At 54.6% G+C, this 18,882-nt stretch carries 17 protein-coding genes; 6 read left to right on the top strand and 11 right to left on the bottom strand.

The genetic code is table 11. The features are described 5' to 3' along the window. Positions 1-74: 74 nt before the first annotated feature. Positions 75-1,247: a UbiH/UbiF/VisC/COQ6 family ubiquinone biosynthesis hydroxylase gene (locus K1Y77_RS03375; RefSeq protein ID WP_030069612.1), complete on the top strand. Its 1,173-nt coding sequence runs from the start codon at positions 75-77 to the stop codon at positions 1,245-1,247. 77 nt (positions 1,248-1,324) lie between these two features. After that, positions 1,325-2,521, top strand: coding sequence for an E22 family MetX-like putative esterase (locus K1Y77_RS03370; RefSeq protein ID WP_264430336.1), 1,197 nt, complete (start codon positions 1,325-1,327; stop codon positions 2,519-2,521). A 219-nt stretch (positions 2,522-2,740) separates the two neighbouring features. Here the strand turns inward: K1Y77_RS03370 and K1Y77_RS03365 are convergent, their stop codons facing one another. The 11 genes from K1Y77_RS03365 to K1Y77_RS03315 form a co-directional block, all read right to left on the bottom strand. Then, positions 2,741-3,394, bottom strand: coding sequence for a DsbA family oxidoreductase (locus tag K1Y77_RS03365; RefSeq protein WP_030069608.1), 654 nt, complete (start codon positions 3,392-3,394; stop codon positions 2,741-2,743). Between the two features lie 111 nt (positions 3,395-3,505). Further along, complete coding sequence (locus K1Y77_RS03360) at positions 3,506-4,468, bottom strand: ribonuclease Z (RefSeq protein WP_264430333.1); 963 nt, start codon at positions 4,466-4,468, stop codon at positions 3,506-3,508. 118 nt (positions 4,469-4,586) lie between these two features. Next, on the bottom strand, positions 4,587-4,880 hold the full coding sequence (locus tag K1Y77_RS03355) for a HigA family addiction module antitoxin (protein WP_030069600.1): 294 nt from the start codon (positions 4,878-4,880) through the stop codon (positions 4,587-4,589). Continuing rightward, the gene (locus tag K1Y77_RS03350; protein WP_030069598.1) at positions 4,880-5,158 is read right to left on the bottom strand and encodes a type II toxin-antitoxin system RelE/ParE family toxin; all 279 of its coding nucleotides are present in this window, start codon (positions 5,156-5,158) and stop codon (positions 4,880-4,882) included. Before K1Y77_RS03350 ends, K1Y77_RS03355 begins: the two co-directional genes overlap by 1 nt. Before the next feature lie 198 nt (positions 5,159-5,356). Next, a complete protein-coding gene (locus K1Y77_RS03345; RefSeq protein WP_030069596.1) occupies positions 5,357-5,620 on the bottom strand; it encodes a Txe/YoeB family addiction module toxin in 264 nt (87 codons plus the stop codon). Continuing rightward, positions 5,613-5,867: a type II toxin-antitoxin system Phd/YefM family antitoxin gene (locus K1Y77_RS03340; protein ID WP_030069594.1), complete on the bottom strand. Its 255-nt coding sequence runs from the start codon at positions 5,865-5,867 to the stop codon at positions 5,613-5,615. The genes K1Y77_RS03345 and K1Y77_RS03340 overlap by 8 nt, the downstream gene beginning before the upstream one ends. A 393-nt stretch (positions 5,868-6,260) precedes the next feature. Then, the gene (locus K1Y77_RS03335; RefSeq protein WP_030069592.1) at positions 6,261-7,127 is read right to left on the bottom strand and encodes a DUF7281 domain-containing protein; all 867 of its coding nucleotides are present in this window, start codon (positions 7,125-7,127) and stop codon (positions 6,261-6,263) included. Continuing rightward, positions 7,124-8,353, bottom strand: coding sequence for a hypothetical protein (locus K1Y77_RS03330; protein ID WP_264430326.1), 1,230 nt, complete (start codon positions 8,351-8,353; stop codon positions 7,124-7,126). Before K1Y77_RS03330 ends, K1Y77_RS03335 begins: the two co-directional genes overlap by 4 nt. Beyond that, entirely contained in the window at positions 8,350-8,979 is a 630-nt protein-coding gene (locus K1Y77_RS03325; RefSeq protein ID WP_264430324.1) for a condensin complex protein MksE, read from the bottom strand. The genes K1Y77_RS03330 and K1Y77_RS03325 overlap by 4 nt, the downstream gene beginning before the upstream one ends. Beyond that, positions 8,976-12,641 carry an ATP-binding protein gene (locus tag K1Y77_RS03320; RefSeq protein ID WP_264430322.1) on the bottom strand — a complete coding sequence of 1,222 codons (3,666 nt, stop codon included), beginning with the start codon at positions 12,639-12,641 and terminating at the stop codon, positions 8,976-8,978. Before K1Y77_RS03320 ends, K1Y77_RS03325 begins: the two co-directional genes overlap by 4 nt. Before the next feature lie 172 nt (positions 12,642-12,813). Continuing rightward, positions 12,814-13,488 carry a GntR family transcriptional regulator gene (locus tag K1Y77_RS03315; RefSeq protein ID WP_030069585.1) on the bottom strand — a complete coding sequence of 225 codons (675 nt, stop codon included), beginning with the start codon at positions 13,486-13,488 and terminating at the stop codon, positions 12,814-12,816. 265 nt (positions 13,489-13,753) lie between these two features. Between K1Y77_RS03315 and K1Y77_RS03310 the strand changes: the two genes are divergently transcribed. The 4 genes from K1Y77_RS03310 to K1Y77_RS03295 all read left to right on the top strand — a co-directional run bounded on the left by K1Y77_RS03310 (position 13,754) and on the right by K1Y77_RS03295 (position 18,867). After that, a complete protein-coding gene (locus K1Y77_RS03310) occupies positions 13,754-15,310 on the top strand; it encodes an ABC transporter substrate-binding protein (protein WP_030069583.1) in 1,557 nt (518 codons plus the stop codon). An 83-nt stretch (positions 15,311-15,393) separates the two neighbouring features. Further along, a complete protein-coding gene (locus tag K1Y77_RS03305; RefSeq protein ID WP_264430318.1) occupies positions 15,394-16,371 on the top strand; it encodes an ABC transporter permease in 978 nt (325 codons plus the stop codon). After that, entirely contained in the window at positions 16,368-17,201 is an 834-nt protein-coding gene (locus K1Y77_RS03300) for an ABC transporter permease (protein WP_030069574.1), read from the top strand. Before K1Y77_RS03305 ends, K1Y77_RS03300 begins: the two co-directional genes overlap by 4 nt. Before the next feature lie 10 nt (positions 17,202-17,211). Continuing rightward, entirely contained in the window at positions 17,212-18,867 is a 1,656-nt protein-coding gene (locus K1Y77_RS03295; RefSeq protein ID WP_264018791.1) for an ABC transporter ATP-binding protein, read from the top strand. The last annotated feature ends 15 nt before the right edge of the window (positions 18,868-18,882 follow it).

Here is an 18,882-nt window from a genome sequence, read left to right as displayed (position 1 = left end):
GACAAGTAAACGATACTGTATGACAATAAAGGGTCATGCAATATGCCCTCGTTATTCAACGTAAGGAGTGCCTCATGCAGTGGGATCACGAGATTATCATTGTCGGCGGTGGCATGGTGGGAGCTGCACTGGCGGCTCGGTTAGGCCATGCCGGTATATCGGTTGGCTTGGTAGAACGCGGCAGCGCCCCCACCCCGCCCAGCGGCGATTATGACCTGCGTATCTCCTCACTTAATGCCCGCTCGCTGTCGTTTGTAAAAGCAAGCGGCACCGAGCTACCGGAAGAGCGCTGCTGCCCATTTCGCCATATTGATGTCGCCAACCAGGATGGCTCCGGCCATTCGCTATTTTCTGCCCAGGACAGTGGCATGGATGACTTCGGTATTTTTATCGAAAACCGCACCCTGCAATATGCGTTATGGCAGCGCTTAGAGAATCTTCCCAGCGTGACCTGCTACACCCAGTGCGCGCCGCTGAGCACCATGGCCGCCAGCACCGGCCGCATGCTGGAGCTAGATAATGGCAAAACCTTAAGCGCCCGATTAATAGTGGGCGCTGATGGCGCGCATTCAACGCTACGAGAACTCGCCGGCATTAGCGTTAGCAGTTACGACTACCATCAGCGGGCGATGATTATTAACGTGGAGACCGAGCTGCCCCAGCAAGATATTAGTTGGCAGTGTTTCACCCCCACTGGCCCGATTGCCATGCTGCCCTTACCCGGCCAACGTGCATCGCTGGTGTGGTATGACAGCGACGAAGCCACCAAAGCCCGTGAACAGCTATCCAATGACGCTCTAAAAACGGCCATTGAAACCGCCTTTCCTAAGCGGCTTGGCAAGCTAACAAGAGTCGTGGCAAAAGCGAGCTTTCCCATTAGACGCCAGCACGCTAAACGCTATATCGGCAAGCGCTTAGCCTTGATTGGCGATGCCGCCCACGTGGTGCATCCGCTGGCAGGACAAGGGCTGAATATTGGCCTGCATGATGCCGACACACTGGCAGAGCTAATCATCAAAGGCCGCGACCCTGGTGACCACATTAGCCTGCATCGCTTCGAGTGCCAGCGCCGCTTAGCCAACCAAGCCATGATTGCTGCCACTGACAGCTTCCATCACTTGTTTACCGGCGCAAAACCGCTACGCCAGCTGGGTGATCTCAGCCTGCACCTTGCCGAACGCGTACCGCTCGCCAAACGTATGATGATGCAACAAGCTAACGGGCTAAACCCATTTAAAATGCGCTAAAGCCGTCTACGCTAAGAGGGTGGCAACGCAGCCGTTGCCAACAATAATCATAACAATCCCTCATTTAAGGAAGGCGTATGCCCCTCAAGCAACGACACTCTTTATTGACCGTGGTGACGTTCACTAGCCTCGGGTTACTTGCAGCATCACCGCTACTCGCCTGGGATGGCGTCGTCGAAAAACAAACCTTCGAGATGCAAGACTTCACCACTCAAGGCGGCGAAACAATTCCCGAGCTTGCGGTGGGCTGGGAAGCCTACGGTGAATTAAACGACGCCCGTGACAATGCCATTTTAATTACCCATTTTTTCTCTGGCACCAGCCACGCAGCAGGTCGTTATGACCCGGATGGCGAGCCAACCGGTTACTGGGATGCCATCATTGGCCCCGGCAAACCACTGGATACCGACGAGTACTACATTATTGCGTCCGATACGCTGGTGAACCTCAACGCCCACGACCCCAATGTCACTACCACTGGCCCCGCTTCTATTAATCCAGACACCGGCGAACCGTGGGGAATGGACTTTCCTGTAGTGACGATTCGTGACTTTGTCGAGGTACAGCGCGCATTGCTAGAGAGCCAGGGCATTGAATCGCTACACGCGGTCATGGGTGCCTCCATGGGGGCGCTTCAAGCGTTTGAATGGGCCAGCGCGTACCCTGACAAAGTGGACAGGCTGATTCCTGTTATTGGCGGCGGCGTTGCCGACCCCTGGTTACTGGCAACGCTTAGCGCCTGGGCAGCGCCCATTCGCTTAGACGCCAACTGGAATGAAGGCAATTACTACGATGGCGAGCCACCCACCGATGGGCTAAAAGAAGCGCTCAAGCTCGTCACCCTCAATGCCAATCACTGGCAGTGGGCCAACGAAACCTTCAACCGCGACTGGGCTGACGAAGAGCGCGATCCTGCTCAAGATATCAACGCCCGCTACGCCATTGAACAAACGCTGGATGACGTCGCCGCCGCCCGCGCTGAACTTTCCGATGCCAACCACCTGCTCTACCTGGTCCGCGCCAACCAACTCTTTATGGCGGGCCACGGTGATTCACTAGAAGAAGGACTGGCCGCCATCGACGCCCCAACGCTGATGCTGTACAGCGAAAACGACCTCGTCTTCGCCCCCGAAGGCGTACGCCGCACTGCCGAGCTGATAGAAGCCGACGGCACCGAGGTGACGCTTGAAACCCTGGAAGGCAACCGCGGCCATTTAGATGGTGTTGTCGCTATCGACCAAGCCAGCGAAACGCTGCGAGAGTTTTTGAAATAGCTTTTGAAATAGCTTTTGAAATAGCTTTTGAAATAGCTTTTAAAATAGCTTTTGAAATAGCGAGTAACGCGCGGGCTTATTGAGAGCCCGCGCTTAAGAAATAGCGTTTTGAAATCGTTTGACTAGCCACACGCCAGCGACAAAAACGCTGGGAAGCGAAGAGCATTCACCCAGCGTATGGTGATGCAATACTAGAGCCGCCCCAGAGGCTGTAGGGCATTAACGGCTTGCATTTTCCTCAGCCACCTGACGAAGCGCATCGACAAGCACATCAGCTGGCTGGGCGCCAGAAATCAGGTAGCGTCCATCGAGTATAAACCCCGGCACGGCAGTGACCCCTGCCTCCATGAATTTCTGCTCTGCCTCTCGAACGTCGTCCGCGTACTGATCAGACCGGGCGATGGCCTCGGCAACGTCACCGTCAAGCCCAACTTCAATAGCCTTCTCTCGTAGCACCTCTGGATCCGAAGGACGCTTGGCATCACCAAAGTAGGCCTCAAATAATGCCAACTGCAGCGCCGTCTCTCGGTTCTGCGTTGCGGCCCATGCAAGCACACGATGGGCATCGAAGGTATTATTCGCCCGGCGCTCCAGTGCACCACGGAAATTCAGCCCAAGTTCTTCGGCCACGGCCATAATCTCCCGCTGGGACTGCTCCATGCTGGCCGCGTCCTTGCCATACTTGCGGCATAAGTGCTCTAGGATCGGCTCGCCCTCGGGCGGCATGTCCCGGTTGAGCTCAAAGGGCTGCCAGAAGAGTTCTACATCGATCTCACCATCAAGTATCTCTAACGCTTGTTCGAAGCGCCGATAGCCGATCGCGCACCACGGGCATGCTACATCGGACACCAAATCGACTCTCAACTTCTGCATGAGGACTCTCCTTGCTGGGTTCGGTCATCGGGGCTCAAACAGCGCCGAGCACTGGCTTGTAACACGAAACCCCTAAACGTAACCAGCCCAGACGACCACTTGCAGAAAACACTACTCGCCCTTTATTTCAGAAAAGTGGCCCGTTTTTTCCAAGGTGTATTCGCTAAAATCCCGCGCCAAGAAAAGCGAGCCTGAATAGACGCTTTGTGCTTCTTTGCGGATGTCCTCTATAGACGGCGACGCACTGGGGTTAAGCTGATAACGAGGGCTGAAGTGCGTCAGCACCAAATTAGGCAACTGTGCCTTTTCGGCAAAAGCAGCAACAAGTTTGGCGTAGCTATGTCCCACATCACCGGCCTTCTGGGCCATCTCTTCGGTATAGGTGGCCTCATGCACCAACACCTGCGCCTCTGCACACGCCTCGTTCAATAAGTCAGGCTGGTCATTGTCTCCAGCGATCACTACTTTCCTGGGCTTATTCTTAAAAATTAAGTAATCATTGCTTTTTAACTGCTCACCTGCAAACTCACTATCAACCCCTTGCTTCAACTGCCCCCACAACGGCCCTCTTGGAATCCCCTTTTGCGCTAGCTTATCCACGTCCAGGGCAGCATCAACCTTTCGCTCCGTAAATGCATAGGCATAAGACGCCACCCGATGTGAAAGTCCGAAGGTCTCAACCGCGATGCTCTCAAACTCAACGCTTGGCAGATCGTCTGAGGCGATAAACTCCAGGGCGAAAGGTAAGCATAGCTGCGTCACCTCACAGGTTGCCTCCAACCACGTTTGGATACCTGCGGGCGCAACAATAGTCAGCGGCGCTTTCCGGCCACCCATGGCGGCACTCGCCAGAATGCCCGGCAGCCCATAGCAGTGGTCGCCGTGCACATGGGTAATCAAGATGGCTTTCAACGAATGGAACGACAGCTTGGTATGTAAGACCTGATGCTGAGTGCTCTCACCACAATCAACCAGATACCAGCCCTTCCCTTTGCTTTCACGCAAAGCGATCCCAGAGACGTTTCTTTGCTTGGTGGGCACGCCTGCGGAGGTGCCGAGGAAAAGTAGGTTCATATCGCGTCCGTGCTTTCTCTATTAGAAACCTGAACCTAGTCTGGCGGCATACAGATTTCCAATAAGTTTGGTTGCTCAGCTTTTTACAACAGGATGCCAACGACAACAGTAGCAATCGTTAAGCGGCCTCAAAATCCAATGGCTGCAGGTCGTCCAAATTAATTGTGCTGCGAGCCATCCATAGGTCATACATATCCTGCATTAATAGCCAGCTCTCTGGGGTACGTCCGAGAACCTTCGACAAGCGCAAAGACATTTCAGGGCTAATGCCACTATCCCCTTTGAGCAACCGTGACAAGGTGGATGGTGAAACACCCAAGTTGGAAGCAAGCTGACGGGAGCTAATACCAAAAGGCTCTAGGTAAACTTCCCGAATAAATTCGCCAGGATGCGGCGGATTATGCATCGTCATTAGTGATAATCCTCATAATCAAGAATGTACGCATTACCATCTCGAAATTCGAACGTCATGCGCCAATTTCCGTTGACCCAAATTGACCACCGCGCTTTGTCTCTCCCCTTCAACGGGTGGAGCCTAAAACCGGGGATATCCATATCTTCTACTGACACGGCCGTGTCCAGAGCAGCAAGCTGCATACGCAATTTCTTGGCATGATCCGCTTGTATACCAGCGGTGCTGCCACTAGCGTAGAACCGCTTGAGTCCCTTGTGGCGGAATGATTTAATCATCAGTACATCATAGCGCGTTGCGCATCACGCAACAAGCAGATCTATATTATTTGAGTTACCCGAGCCTGAGCCAACAACTTACCCTTTCGGGATTTGGAGTAGCGCTAACGCTTTACTCACCGGAAAATGATGGGCGCCAGCGAGTTATTTTTCCGGTGCAGTAACTAACTTGTTAGCTGCCCTGTGGAAGGGCCGAAACTAATAGTGATAACGACACGAAATGATCGTAATCGCATTATCATCAACTGCGTAGACTAATCGATTCGTATCATCTATACGTCGCGACCAAAAACCAGCTAAGTTTTCCTTTAACGGCTCTGGTTTACCAATACCTTCAAAGGGTGAGCGTCTAGCGTCGTTTATAAGCTTGTTTATTCGTTTCAGCGTTTTTTTGTCCTGGGTTTGCCAATACAGGTAATCGCTCCAGGATTCGTCAGTCCATGACAGTAAACGACTACTCATCCATTAAGTCTCTATGGGTTACCTTACCTGCTTTGAACTGTTCAATTGAGCGATTCAAATGCTCAGCATTCGCCGGTGAGCGCAGTAAGTGCACCGTTTCCATCAGACTGTTGTAGTAGTCTAGCGACATAACAACAGCATCTTCCGAATCACGGCGAGTAATCACCGCTGTATCCGCGTCATTAACAACGGAATCTAATACTGCTTTCAAACTATTTCTTGCCTCTGTAAAAGATACAATTTTCATAGAGCCTCCACTTGTACGCTTTACAGGACAAGTATAGCCTTAGACCTTAACATGTACAACATGATGAACACGTCAGTTGTGGCAGCTAGCACAGGGCACACCGATGGTTTTTAGTCACCGTCCATCATTCCCGAGTCACAGCACATCATTCCCAAGTCACCGCACTGTCATTCCCGAGTGGGGTTATCGGGAATCCACCTTGACCTTGACCTTGACCTGCAGCAGCTCGAAATCCCAGGTCAACATGGATTCCCGCTAAGGGCCTGCGGGAATGACGAGGGCGGCTCGGAGGGCCTGCAGGAATGACGAGGGCGGCTCGGAGGGCTGGGGTAGAGTCATCTTCAGGCACTTATTACACAAAAAACCCAGCCCATCGGTTAATGCCAGTCAGCCTTAACTGAGCGATACACACACCAACTCCCCTCCAAACCACTGCTGTTTTAGCCCGCGCTGTTTTTCCAACAGGGCTAAGTACGGGCGTAGTGGGTGGTGGTCAGGCAACGTGAGATGCAGCTGGCGTAGGCGGCGTTGGAAAGGCAGCTGTTCAGCGGGTTGGTGCAGTGGCGTGACGTTTTGGGCGAGCCATTCGATACCAGGTAGTAGTAAATGCGTCGCGTCGCTGTCTAGGGCTAGGGTCACGCCTTTGGCGTCGAAGTCACCGGCGTAGAGGTGTGGCCGATTGGTTTTGCGCCATGCTTTTTTCAGTTCAGCAAAGCCGCCGCCGTAGTGGCTGTCGCCACGGTAAACCACCAGCGGGTTAGCGTAGCCACTCAGCGCTGCTATCTCAGGTGAAAACACGTAGAAGCTGTCCAAGTTTTCCACTTGAACAAGCGCCCCAAACACGGCCAGCTTCAAGCCGCTTACATCAACATCGCGAATGCTGCGCGGCTCTGGCGCAAGCCACGCCGAGGGCTGCGGTGACAAGTTGATCAGCACGCGTTTTGCGCGTGGGCCTTCGCGGCGGCTTTTATCCTCCTCAACGCCTTCTGCCGCCTGGGCGGCACTGCTTAAACCACTTAACGAGCGCCCTAGCGGTGCCAAACGGTCACTCTCCAGTATATTGTTGATTTGCGCCATTAGGGTGGCGTCAAAGCGCAGCGTTTGATTGGAAATTCGCTTGGTCAGATCTATATCTTGTTGGCGGCACCACGCCACCACATCTTCGACCCATTTGCCTCGGGATTTTTCTACCACGGGCTGGCGGTTAAGCTCTCGAACAACACTGTTGAGCCCGGCACGGGCGCGGCCTGATAACGTCATATCGCCACCGCTAGTGCGACGTCATGAATCAGGCGCAGATCGTTAAATGGGCTGGCCGGTGATTCGTCTTGGTGTAGACGAAACGCTTGCTGCTCGCTACGCGGCAAGCCCTGGTATTCGGAGATCACCTGAAACAGCCAAATTTCATCGGGCCAGTCGAGGTGACTGTCATACAGATAAGCGAGGGCGCTAATCGGCTCGGCGGGGGGCTGATCTAACACCGCGAGGTAAAAGCGTTCCACATCTTGTTTAAGCGCCTGCTGGCGAGCAGCGGCAAGGTCATCTTCCGGCGTGAGCGCAGCCACTGCCGACTCGACGGTGTGCGTAGCATGGCGCGGGGTTGGCAATTCATGCAGCAGTTCTGCCAGCACGCGGCTTTCTAGCGCCCGGTCTAGTGCTGGCGCAGCGGCGGCATGTAACGGCGCAGCGCGGTTGAATAACGCAGGTACGTCGCTGCGTTTAGCGTAATTACTCGGCACAAAGCCTGGATGTTCGCGCATAAACGCGACCATGCCGCTGATCAGGCGGCTGCGTGCCTGCTGTTTGCGAAAGCGTGCCATTAGCTCAATTAACCGCCGCTGCACTTCCCGCAGGCTGGTGTAATGATGGCTTAAGCGCTGCTGTAGCTGGCTGATCAGTAGCTTGCGCAGGCTGCCATCGCTACCTACTAACGCAATCAGCTCGTCGAAATCGATCAGTGCCAGGCCATCCAGCAACCTAACAATTTGTTTTTGGGCGCGGTCGTTTTCGCGGATCTTATCGCTCAACTGGCTAACAAAGCCGAAATCGCTGTTGAGCCGTTGCCAAAGGCTATCAATAGCATCGGCAAAGCGCCCGTTTAGATCGTCGACTTCCTGACGCAGGCGTAGCAGCTGCTGCTCCTGTCGCCAATGCTCACCTTGGCTGCGGGCTTCACGGTAGCTGTGCACCAACGAGCGCACTAGCTCAAGAGTTTCCGCGACATCGGCATTTACATGGCGGCGGGTTTCGTCGGCGAGCATTTCAGCGATCAGGTCGCGCACCTTGGGAGAGAGCTTTATCCCGCTCTGCTCATCTGGCCGCCATAACACCCGAGCGGCCAACAGCTTGCGCAGCGCACTGTCGTTGAGGCCGTCTAACGGCACGTCATCGCGGGTGTAGCCCTGCATCAGCCGTTCGGCGTGCTTGCCCAACAGCGCCAGCCGTTCAGCACCGGTTTTCAGTAGGCGGCTTTCCAGTTCGCTCACAGTAGCGTCTCCTGGGCACCCTCTTCCCGCTCCGCGTCGATGGGCAAGTTTTCCTCATCGCGGATAAAGCGCACCACCTCGATCAGGTAATCAATTTTACCGGTGACCACAAACACCTGACGCTCTGTGTGGGGCTGAAGCAAGTAGCCATGCTCTTTCAAGCGCTTAAATAGCTGCTTTACCTGGGCATCTAACTGGTCACTCTGGGAGCCAAAGAAGCTGTCCGTGGCTAGTCGTTCCAAACGCTCACGCAGGCTTTGGTTGTCTTCGCACTTAGCGCTGAACTCAGCGGGCTTGAGCACATCGCCAGGGGCCGCCAAGGTGTCACGGCCTAGCGCTTCTTGAACCAGCTGCAGCCATTCCAACAATGGCAACAGGCTGTTGACCGTGTCACTCAGCTGGCGCGATAGCTGCTCCCGAGCGGTTTCATTAAGCTGTCGCCAGGCTAAAAAGTAGACACTGCCTTCATCATTGCTCGCCAGCCTGCGGTTGAGCGGTCGCAGGTAGTCATCAATCGCGTCGCGGGTCTCTTCATTTGTCAGGTGGCGGAAAGCGTTGTCATCACTGACGGCGCAGACAAACTCGCCAGCCAGCAAGCGTTCCAGTAGCGGGCCGTGTTCGATCATGCGGTCACCTCTTGCTGACGCTCCTTGATCCGCTGTGCAAGCGGGCTAAGGCGCGGCTCAATACGTTTTAGCAGACGCTGGTTGGGCTGGTTAGGGTCCCGCTCAATCAGGTAGCGATTAGCAAACAGCAGCAGCACATCCGACTCTGGGTTGGGGAAGGCACCGACAATATGAATGCGGTTGCTGTCACAAGCGTCGAATAACTTTTCGACATTGTGATAAGCCAGCGTGCCAATTTCATCAATCGGCCAATGGATAGCAATTTGCGCATCCCCCCGCAGCAGCCGCGTAAACGCCAGCAGAAACTTACACAAAATCAGGTAAGCCATGCCATGGCTGGAAGACTCCAACAGCTGGCGGTCGTTTTTGATCACCAGATCAGTGCCACCTTCGTTTAGGTGCAGTTCAAGTCGCAGCAGACTTTCGAAGCTGTACTGCTGGTCACTGCGCAGTAGGTCAACCACATCGGCCAGTGCATTAAGGTAATCGTCACTGGGCAGCTCCTGGCCGGATTCCCGCCATGCTTTGTAGCGCTGGGCGAACAGCTTTAAAGGCTCCCAAAAGCCCAGTTCATCAATCGTCGATTGAATGCGCACTTCCGCTTTGCTGATGCCTTCTAGGCGCAGGTCATCCGCCACTTCGTCGGAAAGCCGACGGCTCTGGGCGCTGATTCGGCGGTTTAAGTCGCGGAAGACAATAAAGAATTTATCCAGGTCATCGCTTAGGTTGCGCCCTTCCTGAATCAGCTGCTGCTGTTGATCTTCTAACAGTTTTAGCATGTCGCGCAGCAGCGGTAACACCAGTCGCGGGCTGTCATTTGGCAGCTTCTCGCGTTCGCTTTGCAGTGCATCGGCAAAGCCGCTGCTGGCATCTTTAATCAGTTGGCTTTCTACCTCCAGGCAGCCCCGACGCAGCTGCTCAAGCTGCTGATGGCGACTGGTTAGCGCTTGGCGCGCACGCTCAATGCGCTCCTCCATGTCACCTACGACATCTGCTAAGGGCGCACCCTCTGAAACAATGTCCAAACTTTCCAACTGGGTCAGCAGCGGCTTAAGGGCTTCTACGCTGCTGTGGGCATTTGCGCGCTGAATTTTAAGCTCATTAACCGCTGATTGATGCGCGTCGCGTGCGGCATGGAAGTCGTTTTTAAGGCGCGCTTTTTCACGTTTCAACTGCTGGTCAAGCTGCACAAGCTCCGCTTCCTGAGCCACCAGTTGGGGCTTGTGCTGGCTCCACTCTACACGCATAAAGCGTTGGTACTCGGTGAGCTCTTCCTGGCGAGCGGCGACCTTACGAATGCGTTCGTCCTGGTTCGCCAGGCGCTCTTTAGTCTCTTTTAGCTTGGCGGGGTCTACGCCCTGGTCGGCCAGCTCCTGACTAAAGGCTTCTTCCAGTTCCGTGCGTTGGCGCTGATGTTCCTCGTTGGCATCGTTGAGCTGCTGCTTGTACTGGCGTAGCTGCGCCTCCAGGCTATCCAGCTGGTGTTGCGCGTCGGCTTTTAACTCCAGCAGCTGGCTCTGATGGGTTTCGGCAAGCTCGGCAAGCGACTGGCGTTTTTCTTCGCGCAGTCCGGCCTGGGCTTGCTCCTGGCGAGCCAACGCCGCTTGGTGCTCCGCCCGGCGTGCCTGCTGGCACTGGGTATGGCGCTCTTGCTGCTGACGGCGAGCCTCCAGGGCATACTCCACTTCCTGTTCGGCCCGTTGATAGACCAACCGCGCCTGATCTTGCGCCTCATCCGCCTGCTGAACCCGTTCGTTGTGCTGCTTTAGGGCTTTTTCGGCAGCGGTACACTCCGTTTGGGCGCGCTTTTTGACACTATCTGCCTCTTCAATCGCCGCCAGCAAACTGGCTTCGTCCTGGGCGTAATCCGGCAGTGCAATGGCACTTAGGTCCAGCACTAGCCCGAACAAGTCGTCGCTAGCGCTTTCAGCAAGCTGCGGGGCGAGGTCTCGGCGTTCAAGCAGTTCTGGCGCAATGACCTTGCCAAGCTGCTGTTCCCAGCCAGGCCGGTGGTAACGCAAAAAGTGGCGCAAGCTGCCCTGCTCTGGGTCGCGCTGTTGATAGAGCACGTAGCAGTGCTGTTCGGCCCGCTCGCGCTGCTGACGACACTGCACCAGCTGCTGCTCGGCGGCATCGCGCTCACGCTTGTGGCTTTCAAGCTCGCGGCGCAGAGCTTCCAACGTGGCGGCGGCGACGCTGCGTTCCTGCTGTGTTTGGTCTAAACGCGCTTGGGCAAGCTCGGCTTCTTGAACTTCTTCAGCAGTTTGGGTGGGCATCGCCAGCTGCGCTTTTAATTCGGCTAGCTGCTCAACACCCAGTTCTAACTGCGCTTGATACTCACCTTCTAGCCGTTGGCGCTCTTGCTGATAGCGCTCGTTATGCTGCTGTTCGGCTTGCCACTGTCGCTCTCGGCGCTGGGCTTTTTCCTCGACCAGGGCATCTATCAATTCCTGATTTTCTTGAGTTTGGCGGGCAAGTATTTCGGAAAGCTCGCGTAACCGGCCATCTAAGCGCGCCTGGCTTTCTTTTACCGCCTCTTGCATAAAATGCAGATGCTGCTGGAGCTGATCACGCTGTTCACGCCACTGGGGCAAGGCGTTGATATCGCGCTCCAGCCCGGCCATGTCAGCATCGGCGTAGTGCTCGAACTGAGTTTGCAGATCATTCAGGCGGCGCTGAGTGTGCTGCAAGTCGCTTGCGACTTCACTGCGGCGGTCGTTCAGCTCATCGCGCTGCTGGGTATAGGCATGTTCACGCTGTTGGAACTCTCGCTGGTGGCGGTTTAACTCACCATCCAGGTCCGCAATGCGCTGCTCCGCCTGCTGATGATCGGCGCTTAGCTGGGGCTTCAACTGCCAAAGCGTGGTCTCTAGCTGGGCCAGTTCGCGGTCGATGCCGCCAAGTTTGGTCAACGCGGCCTGCAGTGGCTCCAGGCGCATGGATTGGCGCATCTGGGCAATCCACTCCCGCGCTTTGGCACTGCGAATGCGGGTGACCGGCAGCTCCACGCCATCCTCTTCGAAAATTGCCGCCAGCATGGTTTTGAGGGTGTCCATCTTGCCCTCTTTCGCATGCACCGCAGAGACCAGCTTTTCGATATGACGGATACGCCGTTCAGGGTTAACTAGGCTAAATTGCGCTGCGATTTGGCGCAGCTTTAAGCCATCGCGGCTATTACCGTGAAGCTGGGTGAAGTCGTTTTGGATCACCGAGCGAAACTCGGAGGTAGCTCCCAGCTTGGAAGAGACAGGAATCCCGCTGCTACGCAGCCCGCTAGACCACTGTGGGTACTCCAGCGCCAAGGGGCCTTTTTCAGTGTCGATCAGATAGTCTTCTGGCCGATAAGGGGCACCGACAAAACGGTACTCCACGCCACCTTCTTGCTTGCGCGTCAGAACTACTTGGCAAACATTGCCTGCTTCGCGGCGGTATTCGTAAACGAGATAGCTTTGACGAGTGGGCAAATAGAAGGCATCAAACTTCATGCGGGTTTTCGGCACCACCTTGTTGGGCAGCTCGCCGTAAAACACCGGCACTAACCGCTGAAGCGTGGTTTTGCCTGACGCGTTGGTGCCACAAATATTGGTGTGGCCATCCACATTGAGTTCAACCACTCCCGACAAGTGGCCGTGAATCATAACGATGCGTAGCAAATGCGCCATGCCGTGTCCTTGATCGTCAAACGTCCGAAAACGCTATCTTGCCAGACCTAGCGCAAAGCGGCATCTGTTCACATGTGAACTATTCATTCACAGGATTTATCAACGTCGGACACGTCTCCAGCTTTTTCTTCAATTACTTTTTCAATTACTTCTTCAATTACTTCTTCGCCGTTCAATCGCCCACACTGCGCACTACGAAGTCTCTGGCGACACCGATATGGTAATCAATCGCCTCACGGCAAGCCTCGGCGCTGCCGCTACCCAATGCATCGAGCAGCTGGAAATGGCTAGTGGCAATGGTATCGGGGGCTTCGTGGGTTTTGGTAATCAGCGTAATGCACAGACGAAGTTCGTGGGTTAAACCATCAAAGGCCCTCAGCAGCCGCTCGTTGCCTGCATGATGAAGCATTAACCGATGAAACTGCAGGTCTTCTTCAATGCGACGTGTTCCATCATTGCTGGCGGCCGCTTCGCACAACGTGTCTACCTGCTGTTTTAAGGCGCGCTCAGCCTCGCTGCTATAGCGCTCTGACAAGCGCTGGATAGCATGGCGCTCAAGGCATAGCCGCAGATCGAAGACATCCTCCAATTCAACGGCATTCAACGCTCTGACAAAAAAACCTCGCCTTGGTTTTGAGACCAAAAGCCCACGACTTTCCAGTAAGCGCGCAGCCTCACGAACCGGTGCGCGGCTGACGCCTAAATCCCGGGATAGCTGCACTTCTGACAGCCGCTCACCGGGCAAAAAGTGTTGCTGGATAATCGCTTGCGTCAAATAGTCAGCCACCTGCTCAACAAGGTTTTGCTGTTGAATAAAGCCACCGGGAGCCACTGAGGAAGAGACCATAGAGTCTACTCTTATTAAGTATTACGTATTTTTAGTATGACGCAAAAAAGCATTCTGTCGACGGCCGATTGCCGACTGTCGACAGTTTTACAAACCACTGCTATGTTCAAAAAGGTCTCGCCTAACGACCACAACAACGATTTATAACGGCAACTCATAACAACGCTCTATCACAACAATCACAACTGGGCTGTTTTGTATCACGCCTCGCTCGCCTAACGACAACGTAAATCTATTACGTGCTAATAACCGAGGAGCAGGAAACATGAAGACACCACTGGCTTTGGCAATTTCCGCTGCAGCATTCGCTTTTTCGTCGGCCGCTCTATCAGACGACCCGAAACAGGGCGGCACTGTTAACACCATTATTCAACCAGAACCGCCAGGCTTAGTGTTGGGGATGGTGCAAAACGCCCCTACACGCACCGTGGCAGGCAATATCTATGAAGGGCTGCTGCGCTACACCACAGACCTGGAACCCATGCCGCAGCTCGCAGAGTCATGGGAAGTCAGCGACGATGGCCGCACCTATACTTTTCATCTGCGTGAAGACGTCACCTGGCACGACGGTGAGCCCTTCACCGCTGACGACGTGGTATTTTCTGCCGATGTTTTCCACCGCGAGCTGAACCCCAGTGCGCGGGCCGTTTTACAACATGTGGAAAGCATCGAAGCAACGGATGACCACACCGTTGTATTTACCTTAATCGAGCCCTTCGGCCCGTTCCTGATCTCCTTTGAAGCAGGCACCTTCACTATGGTGCCTGAACACCTTTACGCGGATACAGACTTCCGCAACAACGAACACAACGACCACCCGATTGGCACAGGCCCTTTCAAGTTTGCTAATTGGGAACGCGGCACCGTCATTGAGCTGGTTAAAAACGATGACTACTACGAAGACGGGCTCCCCTATCTAGACGGCGTCAACTGGCACATCATTCCAGACGGCGGCTCCCGCGCTGTCGCCTTCGAGAATGGCTCCATCGATGTCCTGCCAAGCGGCACCGTTGAGAACTTCGATATTCCGCGCTTATCCGCCATGGATAACGTCTGCATGACGGAAGAAGGCCACGAATATTTCAGTCCCTTCGCCATGCTGTGGATGAACAACCGTGAAGGCCCCACCGCCGACAAACGCTTCCGCCAAGCGGTGATGTATGCCATGGATCGTGAATTTGCCAAAGATGTGCTGTGGAATGGCTTAGGCAATGTGCCGCTCTCAGCCTTTGGCTCCAATGCGCGTTTCCAACATGACGGTTTAGAGCCTTACGATCACAATCCAGACCGTGCCCGTGAGCTGTTGGAAGAAATGGAGTATGACGGCGAAGAAATTACCATTCTGCCACTTCCTTACGGCGAAACGTGGACCCGCTGGGCTGAAGCTGTACAACAGAACCTGCGTGAAGTGGGTATTAACGTAAGAACCCAAGCCACCGACGTAGGCGGCTGGAACCAGCGCCTGGGCGACTGGGATTACGATCTCGCCTTTACCTACCTGTTCCAGTATGGCGACCCAGCGCTGGGCATTTCGCGCACCTACCTTTCCGACAATATTGCCAAAGGCTCACCCTGGAATAACGTAGAAGGCTACGAAAACGAGCGGGTCGACGAGCTGTTTAACGCTGCGGCCACGGCCTTCCCTGATGAAGAGCGTGAAGCGCTATACCGTGAAGTGCAGGAGATTCTCCACGAAGACGTGCCTGTCGGTTGGTTGATGGAGCTTGGCTTCCCTACCCTTTACCGCTGTGACGTAAAAGACCTCGTGACCTCCGGCGTGGGTGTTAACGACGGCTTCAAAGATGCTTGGCTAGACCGCTAGTTTTAGCCACAGCCCCACCCAGGTAGCGCCAGCTGCCTGGGTGCTTCAGCCATGTCATGAAGGTGTCGGTCAGGAAGGTGTCTATGGTTTACGCTCGCTTGATAATGATGCGGCTATTGAAGGCCGTTATCGTATTGTTCTTAATCGTTATTTTTAACTTCTTTCTTATTCAGATGGCCCCCGGAGACCCTGCGGCGATTTTAGCCGGTGAGGCGGGCGCGGCTGACCAGGAGTTTCTCAACCAGTTACGTGAACGCTTCGGACTTGATCAGCCGATATATGTGCAACTGTGGCGTTACGTATCAGGCATTGCCATGCTCGATTTTGGTTACTCCTATCGGCTTGGTGTACCTGTTTTTGATCTGATTATGGATCGCTTACCCGCCACGCTGTTGCTAACCGGCACGGCGTTTGTGCTCTCGCTGGTGCTCGGCATAGTGGCAGGTTCCATGGCAGCGGCGCGGGTTAAAAAGCCCTCTGGCTCGCTAATTATGGCGCTGGCCTTAGTGTTTTATGCCACGCCCTTGTTTTGGGTAGCACTGATGTCGGTGGTGGTGTTTTCTGTTTATCTTGGTTGGCTGCCCGCTTATGGTCTTTACACGGTTGGCGCGGGCCACACTGGCTTTGCGCTTGTGCTGGATGTCGCCAAGCATTTAATACTGCCTGCCACCACGCTGGCGCTATTTTTTATGGCGATTTATACCCGTATGACGCGCACCTCAATGCTCGATGCAGCCCAGCAGGACTTCGTTAAAACCGCCCGTGCGAAGGGTTTAAAGCCTAGCGTCATTCAGCGCCGACACATTCTGCGCAATGCCTTACTGCCGATTATCACCCTGGCAGGCTTGCAGGCTGGGCAGATGGTTGGTGGCGCTATTCTGACGGAAACCGTATTTGCTTGGCCGGGTATTGGGCGACTGATGTTTGAAGCGCTACAGCAGCGTGACTACAACCTGTTGCTGGGTATTTTCTTCTTCTCAGCGGCGTTGGTGATTGTCTTCAATATTCTTACCGACTTGGTTTACCGCCTGGCTGATCCGCGCATTAAGGGGGCCTCATGAGCTTTTTCGCACGCTTTGCGCAAAACCGTGGTGCCCTGGTAGGGCTGATCATTCTGCTATTGATTATCGCCATGGCGATTCTTGCTCCGCTGCTATTTCCTGAGTCTCCCTGGCGCATGGTTCAGCGTCCCTTTTTGCCGCCGCTTTCCCAGGACGGTTTTCTGCTGGGCACCGATACCATGGGACGCAACGTGGCTGCAGGGTTAATGCATGGAGCCTGGGTGTCGCTGCTGATTGGTTTGGTATCCACTAGCGTTGCCCTACTAATTGGCGTGCCGCTGGGAGCGATTGCGGGCTACTACGGGGGGCTGATTGACGACGTACTCATGCGCTTTACCGAGTTCTTTCAAACCATCCCCAACTTTGCCCTGGCAATTGTGCTAGTGGCAATTATGCAACCCAGCATCACCTCCATTGTGCTGGCAATTGCGCTGGTCAGTTGGCCCCCGGTTGCCCGTTTGGTAAGGGCTGAGTTTATGTCGTTGCGGCACCGTGAATACGTTGAAGCGGCTCGCTTGGTTGGCCAAACCAATAGCACCATTATCTTGCGTCAGATTCTGCCTAACACGCTGTCGCCAATTATTGTGTTGGCGTCGTTGATGGTCGCTACCGCTATTTTGCTGGAATCGGCGCTGTCGTTTTTAGGCTTGGGCGACCCCAATGTGATGTCCTGGGGCTACATGATTGGCGCAGCGCGTACGGTTATTCGTCAAGCGTGGTGGCTGAGCTTCTTTCCTGGTGTAGCGATTCTGCTCACCGTTCTAGCATTGAACTTAGTCGGTGAAGGGCTAGACGATGCGCTTAACCCCAAACTTTCCCGCGAGCGCTAGGAGCCCCTTTATGACGGTCACTACCAATTCTAAAAAAGAGCATCCATCAGCTGAAACAGTACTTAGCATTCGTGACTTAAGTGTGGCGCTACCCAAAGGGGCCGACCGAGCCTTGGCGGTGGAAAACGTTAGCTACGACGTTAATCGCGGCGAAATCATGTGCGTGGTCGGGGAGTCCGGCTCAGGTAAATCCATGGCTGCTAACACTGTGATGGGACTGCTCCCTAAAGGCGTTCGCCCCGTTCAAGGTGAGGTCAACTTTCTGGGACAAGACGTTATTTCCCTCACCGAGAAGCAGCATCGCGCCCTGCGCGGCCTTAAAATCGGCATGATTTTTCAGGAACCGATGACTGCGCTTAATCCGTTAATGCGGGTCGGTGCCCAAATTGCTGAGGTGTTCGAAGCACACGGTCAATTAACCCCCAAACAACGGCAAGCGCGCGCTCTGGAGCTGCTGATTGAAGTCGGTATCCCGCAGCCAGAAAAAGCCATTAGCGCTTATCCTTTTGAGCTTTCAGGCGGCCAGCGGCAACGCGTCATGATCGCCATGGCATTGGCCCTTGAGCCCGTACTGTTAATCGCCGACGAGCCCACCACCGCGCTGGATGTGACTACCCAGGCCCAAATCCTTGAGCTTATTCGTGATCTGCAGCGCCGCCGTGGTATGGCGGTGATGTTTATTACTCATGATTTTGGGGTCGTGGCTGAAATTGCCAACCGCGTTTGTGTTATGCGCCATGGTAAAATTGTCGAAATCGGTGAAGCAAAAGAGGTGCTGGAAAATCCACAAAATGCTTATACACAAGCACTGATTGCCGCCATTCCCAGCAATGCCGTGCCACCCCACCGTGAGACAAGCCAGGTGGCCCCACTGCTAGAGATCAAACAGCTAAATAAAGTCTTTCGTTCACGCGGGGGATGGTTTAAAACGGCCCGCGAAGTTCGCGCGCTGGATGATATCTCGCTAACCTTGGCGCGCGGCGAAACTATCGGCATTGTTGGCGAATCGGGGTCGGGGAAATCTACCCTTGGCCGCTGTGTGGTGCGTCTTGAACATCCAGATAGCGGTGAACTGCTGCTCGATGGTGTTAATCTTTCACAGCTAAAGGGCGATGCATTGCGTCGTGAACGCCACCGCGTGCAGATGATTTTTCAGGACCCCTACGCCTCGCTTAACCCACGTACTCGGGTCGGCATGGCGATCGCACAAGGGCCTATGGCCAATGGCACCCCCAAAGCCACTGCCCTGAAACAAGCGGGGGAATTGCTTGACCTAGTGGGTCTTGGCGCAAGCGCCGTGGAGCGCTACCCCCATGAGTTTTCCGGCGGGCAGCGCCAGCGCATTGGCATTGCCCGTGCGTTAGCGTTAAATCCAGAGCTTATTGTGGCAGATGAAGCAGTCTCAGCACTGGATGTGTCTATTCAAGCCCAGGTGCTTGAGCTGCTTGAAGAACTGAAGCAACGGCTTTCGCTTTCACTACTGTTTATTACCCACGATTTACGGGTAGCTGCGCAAATTTGCGATCGCATCGTGGTAATGCAGCATGGCCGTATTGTTGAGCAAGGCAGCGCTGAACAAATATTCCTTCAGCCAAAAGAAGCCTATACCCAGTCGCTGCTTGATGCGATTCCTGGTCGTCAAGCGCCGGTGGCGGCTACCGCCTAATCACTGAATCGTTAA

This window comes from Halomonas qaidamensis, from assembly GCF_025917315.1.
Taxonomy (GTDB): domain Bacteria; phylum Pseudomonadota; class Gammaproteobacteria; order Pseudomonadales; family Halomonadaceae; genus Vreelandella; species Vreelandella qaidamensis.
This window is presented reverse-complemented; position numbering and strand designations above follow the sequence as displayed.